7 protein-coding genes are annotated in these 6,404 nt (G+C 49.7%); 4 read left to right on the top strand and 3 right to left on the bottom strand.

Annotated features, from left to right (window positions below; translation table 11 throughout):
* From QVO99_RS06400 to QVO99_RS06390, 3 genes are all read left to right on the top strand, one after another.
* Nucleotides 1-340: nitroreductase family protein (locus QVO99_RS06400; protein WP_288177007.1), on the top strand; the 340-nt coding region annotated here is incomplete at its 5' end.
* 26 nt (nt 341-366) lie between these two features.
* Nucleotides 367-804 carry a LexA family protein gene (locus QVO99_RS06395; protein WP_022316779.1) on the top strand — a complete coding sequence of 146 codons (438 nt, stop codon included), beginning with the start codon at nt 367-369 and terminating at the stop codon, nt 802-804.
* A 4-nt stretch (nt 805-808) separates the two neighbouring features.
* Nucleotides 809-2,095: a Y-family DNA polymerase gene (locus QVO99_RS06390; protein WP_022316778.1), complete on the top strand. Its 1,287-nt coding sequence runs from the start codon at nt 809-811 to the stop codon at nt 2,093-2,095.
* 104 nt (nt 2,096-2,199) lie between these two features.
* Here QVO99_RS06390 and QVO99_RS06385 read toward each other — a convergent pair whose 3' ends face one another.
* From QVO99_RS06385 to QVO99_RS06375, 3 genes are all read right to left on the bottom strand, one after another.
* Nucleotides 2,200-2,952 (bottom strand): copper homeostasis protein CutC, encoded by a 753-nt coding sequence (locus QVO99_RS06385; RefSeq protein WP_022316777.1) that lies wholly within the window; start codon nt 2,950-2,952, stop codon nt 2,200-2,202.
* Between the two features lie 25 nt (nt 2,953-2,977).
* Nucleotides 2,978-3,949, bottom strand: coding sequence for an ROK family protein (locus QVO99_RS06380; protein WP_022316776.1), 972 nt, complete (start codon nt 3,947-3,949; stop codon nt 2,978-2,980).
* Nucleotides 3,950-4,036: 87 nt separating this feature from the next.
* Nucleotides 4,037-5,320, bottom strand: coding sequence for an MFS transporter (locus QVO99_RS06375; protein WP_022316775.1), 1,284 nt, complete (start codon nt 5,318-5,320; stop codon nt 4,037-4,039).
* Between the two features lie 442 nt (nt 5,321-5,762).
* Between QVO99_RS06375 and QVO99_RS06370 the strand changes: the two genes are divergently transcribed.
* Nucleotides 5,763-6,125, top strand: coding sequence for a hypothetical protein (locus QVO99_RS06370; protein ID WP_022316773.1), 363 nt, complete (start codon nt 5,763-5,765; stop codon nt 6,123-6,125).
* Nucleotides 6,126-6,404 lie beyond the last annotated feature (279 nt).

Here is a 6,404-nt window from a genome sequence, read left to right as displayed (position 1 = left end):
TGAACTCAACGCCGAGGTGATGGGCACTACGTCAGACCCATTCTATGGAGCTCCGGTGGTGTTGATAGTGCTTGCCGACAGACAGCGCCCTACGTATATGTATGACGGTTCGCTTGTGATGGGCAACCTCATGAACGCCGCCCATTCGCTTGGTGTGGGAAGCTGCTGGATACACAGAGCCAAAGAGGTGTTCGACATGGACGAGGGCAAGGAGATGCTCCGCAAGTGGGGCATAGAAGGCGACTATGAAGGCATAGGCCATGTGGCGCTCGGATATGCCGCAGCAGAACCGGCACCTGCCAAGCCGCGCAAGGACGACTATGCCGTGTGGGTGAGATAAGGATTGGAAGACACAATGCGACGTATATGTCTAAGATAAAACTTCTGAGAGGTGAGTTCGACAGCAGATTGAAGTTGCAGCTTGCTCCCGGCATAAAAGCCGGTTTTCCGAGTCCTGCCGAGGATTATCTGCACGACAGTCTCGACTTCAACCGCGACTTGATAAAGAATCCCGAGGCAACATTCTATGCCCGCATATCCGGCGACTCGATGGTGGAAGCCGGCATCTGCGATGGAGACATTGCCGTGATAGACCGTTCGCTGCAGGCGAACGACGGGGATGTGATAGTGGCATACGTCAACGAGGAGTTCACGATGAAATATCTCGACACTACGCATCTTGCCGAGGGGTATATCGAGCTGCGGCCTGCCAATGCCGCCTATTCGCCGATACGCATCGACAACCTTGACGATTTCCGTATCTGGGGAGTCGTGGTGTGGACCATCAAACAATGGAAACGATAGAGGAATGACAAAATATTACGCCATCTGCGATTGTGACAACTGCTATGTGAGTTGTGAACGAGTGTTCCGTCCCGATCTGGAGCGGAAACCCGTCGTTGTGCTCTCAAACAACGACGGATGTGTGGTGGCGCGAAGCAAGGAGGCAAAGCTCATGGGGGTGAAGGCTGGTACGCCATACTATCAGCTCAAACAGCTTTTCCCCGATACACATATCGAGGTGTTCTCGTCGAACTATGAACTGTATGGCGAGCTTACCGGACGTGTCATGGCAATCATCCGTGACATGGCTCCGCAGTGTTTCAGGTATTCCATTGACGAGGCTTTTGCCATTCTTGAGGGGATAGACGGAGAGCAGCTGCAGCAGTGGGGGCGTGACCTGCACGACAGGGTGTGGCGGTCGGTTGGCATTCCTGTAAGTATCGGAATCTCCACCACCAAGACTCTTGCCAAGGTGGCATCCCATTTCGCCAAGAAATATCCAGGCTATGACCACTGCTGCTTGATAGACAATGATGAGAAACGCATTAAGGCGCTGGGGCTTTACGACGTTGGCGAAGTGTGGGGAATAGGCCGCAGGTATGCCGAAAAGCTTGAAAGGATAGGGGTATCTACGGCGCTCGACTTTGCCGGACATAAGGTGGAGTGGGTTAGGATGATGTTCAAGAACATCGTCATCGAGCGTACGTGGAATGAGCTGAACGGCATAGACTGTGTGCCCGACGACTTGCCTGCCAGAAAGAAAAGCATCTGCACGAGCAGAAGCTTCGACGGGATGGTGGGCGACTTTGATACGCTACGCACTCATATCGCCAATTTTGCCGTCAGATCGGCTGAGAAACTGCGCAAGCAGCAGTCTGTGGCACAGGTAGTGGGAGTGTTCATCGACTCTAACCATTTCAGGGAAGACCTGATGCAGTATGGCAATATGGCAGACAAGACACTTCTTACGCCGACCAGCTCCACTATAGATATCGTGATGGCTGCTACCGACTGTCTGAGAAGCATCTACAGAGAGGGGATAATGTTCAAACGGGCAGGTGTGCTCTTGATGGGTGTCGTTCCGCAGGGGGCAGTGCAGCCCGACATGTTCTCTTATGATGCCAACCGGCATGGCAGGATGACGAGGATGGATTCTGCCGTAGACCATCTCAATAGAGTGGGCGGCACGGAAACCGTGATACTCAGTTCGCAGCAATATCCCGGCGGAAAGAAATTCGCTGATGCTATACGGCATGACCATAAGAGTCCGTGTCCTACGACGCGCTGGAGCGATATAATGGTGCTGAAGTAGACGAGCAGACAAGCAGACGAGCAGACAAGGAAATAGCTCTTGACAATTGTCGGACTATAATCCAGGTCTGCTCGTCTGCTTGTTTTCGTTGACTTGTCAACTCGTTACTTCGTCAACATGTCTATAGTATTTCTGACTCTGTCTTTGTCGGTCACGAGAATGTTCTGTTCATCGGCATCTTTTGCTCCCATGTATACGTTCTGACATATATTCTTCATCTTGCTCTTAATGCCGACCCTTGCAGAGAAATGATATTCGGATATCCCAGTGGCGTCGTATATGTCGCGGATGTTGTCCTCGTTGACGCCGCTTCCGGCAAGCAGCGTTATCCGTCCGGCAGCTTTCTCCTGCAGTTTGGCAAGCAGCGGCGTTCCGTCAATGGCTTTCGGCTGTTGTCCGGAGGTCAGTATGCGGTTGCAGCCCAATGATATGATGTCTTCAAGGGCGGAGAATGGGTCGGCTGTGCGGTCGAAGGCGCGGTGGAAAGTCACCGACATCCCTTTGGCACACTCCATCAGCCGGCGGTTCTGCTCTATGTCCACATCACCGTTTTCTGTCAGGCATCCGAATACCACACCGTCAACTCCCAGTTCGCCACACATCCTGATGTCTTCCTCCATGCGCTCCATTTCGAGCGGCGAATACAGGAAGTCGCCACCTCGCGGACGGATTATGACATGGAGCCGTGTGGATGACAGCAAGCGCCTCGCCACCTTTATCTCTCCATAGGATGGTGTGGTGCCGCCTTCCGGTATTCCGGCACACAGTTCCACGCGGTCTGCGCCACCCTCTTGTGCGGCGATACAACTCTCCACACTGTTGGCGCAAATCTCAAATCTGAAATCTTCTCTGTTCATTGTCATTTCCTTCCTTTCATTTCCGTTATTTGGCAGTCTCTTGCCATGCAAGCGCTGCAGTGCCGAGTATTGCCGCAGTGCCGTTTTCCAGGGTGCTTGTCAGGAATTTCGCCTTGCCGCGATACAGGCTGAGCACATATTTGTCGTATGTTTCCTTTGCCGGTTTCAGAAGCCAGTCGCCGGCTTTTGCCACACCGCCGAAGAAGATGAAAGCCTCTGGACTCAGGAATGTGGCGAAGTTTGCGCATGCCTTTCCCAGAATCTCTCCTGTGCGGCGGAACACCATTTGTGCCAGTTTGTCGCCAGCCTCGGCAGCATTGAAAATGTCGAGTGTCGTCATCTTGTCGGCAGGGATGTTGGCAAGGCTTGACTGCGCTCCCTCTTCGGCAAGCATTTCCTTGGCAGTCATCACCACTCCCCTCGACGAGCAATACATGTCGAGGCATCCGCTTCTGCCGCATCCGCATTTCCTGCCATTGTCGAAGAACATTATCGAGTGGCCCAGTTCTCCGGCGAATCCGTCGCTGCCGTATATCAGGTTGCCGTTTGCCACGATGCCCGAACCGACACCCGTACCGAGAGTTATCTCTATGAAATCCTTCATCCCCATGGCTGCTCCATGGCTCATTTCTCCCAGAGCGGCAGCTTTGGCGTCGTTGGTTATTGCCACAGGGATTCCCGTTTTCTTGTTCAGCATCTGGCAGATGGGCACCACACCCTTTCCCCATGAGATGTTGGCGGCGTGTTCGATTGTTCCCGCATTGTAGTTGCCGCAAGGAGCTCCGATACCTATGGCTTTGATGTTTTCGATGCCTCCCGCCACTGAAGACAGTTCGGATATCACTTCCGCAGCATCCTCTACGAAAGCCGTTGCCAGAGTATACTCCTGTGTGAGGAGCGATCCTGTTGCCTTTATCTCATAGTTCTCGTCCACGAGACCGAACACGGCATTGGTGCCTCCGAGGTCCAGTCCGATGACATATTTATTCTCTTTCATGATTATTCCTTCGTTATGTTATTGTTTGGCGTGTTCTTCGATGCTGTCGAGACAATCTGCCAGCATCGGAGAAAGCGCCATCCAGTATTATCGTTTTGAACCCTTTATTGCATAGAATGAGATGTATGCCATAGAGAGCAGCGGCACGATGTATGACACCATATATGAATAATGGTCAGCGATATAGTTCTGTATCAGCGGCATTATGCCACCGCCGACTACCATCATCATGAATATTCCGGAACCGAGGGCGGTGTATTTTCCAAGTCCCTCAACTGAGAGGTTGAAGATGCACGACCACATCACCGATGTGCACAGTCCGCAAGCCACGAGAAGCAGTGCAGCTACAGGCAGATGGTATATTGCCACGCTTGAGCCGGTGAATACAGGCATCTCCACATGGCAGCTCTTTCCGAGAATTATCGCTCCGAGCATCAATGCTATTGCCAGTAGGGATGTTGCGGTGAGCATTGCCTTGCTCGACACTTTGTCGGCTATGAGTCCTGCGGAGAATCTTCCTACGAGCATCAGGAACCAGTATGTGGCAGCCACAAAGCCAGCCACGGCTGTAGCCTTGGCAAGTCCGGTGCCGCCGCCGGCAGCTGTAGTGTCAGAGATATAGAAGAACAGGGTTCCGGGAATTCCAACTTCCAGTCCGACATACAGGAAAATGGCAATCGCTCCAAGCTTGAAGTTTGAGAAATCCCAAGGCGAGTGTGCCAGTTTCTCTTCCGGTTTGTGTTCCGGATTGTTGATCTTTATAAAATACAATATGCAGAATGCTGCTGCGAATACCGCCATTGCGATGAAGAGCACCACATTCACGTTGGCAATCTTGGTATCCTTTGTCACTTCTCCAATCAAGCTGCCCACGAGCATCGGCGTGAGCGTTCCGGAGAGAGAGTTCAGTGTTCCTCCGATGAGGTTCAGCTGGTTGCCTCTGTTGCCGCCGCCGCCGAGCAGATTGATCATCGGGTTTACCACGGTGTTGAGCATGCAGACCGAAAAGCCGCATACGAAAGCACCGAGCAGATATATCGAGAATCCGAGTTCTGCCGATGAGCATGTGCCGGAGAGGAACTGCAGTACCAGACCGGCGATACCTGTTGCCACACCTGTCATGGCTGTGTTCTTGTAGCCGATTTTGGCAAGCATCTTTCCTGATGGAATTCCCATGAAGAGGTATGCCAGGAAGTTCATGGCGTTGCCGAGCATACCGATGGTGTTGGCATTTTCGCCTCCGGCAAATGTGTTCTTCCAGATCACACCCACAGGTGCTGCAAGGTTTGTTACGAACGAAATCATTGCAAACAGGAACATCATCGTTATTATTGCCACGATGTTCCCCTTTGAACTTGTAGTAGTTTTCATATCTTTCAACTCTTTAATTATTTAGGGTGTTATGTTATTAGTCAATAATGTGGCAAAATTACTAAAATCAAATCAAATAAAGGTGGAAGAGGGGATAAATCTACAAGATATATGAGAAATAAAGGAGTGTGAGCCGTTGATTGTTGATATTTACAAAATGATATTTCAAATATGTTAAGAAAAGATATGTGTAAGTAAAGGTGTTTTGATATATGTCAAAATATTCTCTGTTAGCGCAAACAGAAATTCAAATAGTTTGTTTGTTGTTGCAGGTTTGTCTATCTTTGCAGCGTGAAAAAGACAAAGTTGCATGCTTTGGTCTCGACACATGATAAAATATACCAAACATATATTAAGGTAAAAAGATAAGGATAACCGGTGTAGGTGATTTGTGAGAATAGTACCGTAGCCATTTTAGTAATTAATTTAAAATTTAGGAATTATGAAAAGATTGTTTTTAACTGTTATGGCAGTGCTCAGCATGACCATGACATTTGCGGAGAACGAGGAGTTGAACACGACAAACACAGCCAATGCCTACAAGATGACTGTAAACTACAGCAGATTGGCTGATGCGCTTTGCTTGTCGATCGATCAGTTGGAAGCCGTGCAAGACATCCACTCAGAATTCTGTGCCGATATGATGAATGCCGGCAATGCTAACGCAGATGAGCGTAAGCCGATGGTTGAGAAGGCGTTGCAGAAGGATCTGAAGCACATGCGCTATGTGCTCACCGAGAATCAGTATCGCAAGTATCTGATGCTCCTGAACGTGACGATCAGCAATCGTGGACTTGAAAAGTAGTTTTGATAAATATTTGACTCGAGGGTACTGTCAATACAATATTGGCAGTACCCTTTGCGTTTCATTATGGTGGAACGCAAAAGGTATATTCAAGTTCGCATTGATAGGATAGACCCCAATCGGCCATTATTCCGTTTAATGCCTTTTTTGTTAGTATTTCTATCTGTTATTTGGTCAGTGTCGTTTGATTCGTATTTTCCGAAACTTTTCTTTTCTTAAGAATCCACTTGCCTGTTCTGATAAAACATTCAATGTCATATTCTGTATATCCTTCATATT

The sequence above is a fragment of the Prevotella sp. CAG:592 genome (assembly GCF_000436015.1).
GTDB lineage: Bacteria > Bacteroidota > Bacteroidia > Bacteroidales > Bacteroidaceae > Prevotella > Prevotella pectinovora.
Note: the sequence above shows the minus strand (reverse complement) of the source record. Positions and strands in the feature narration are given on the sequence as shown.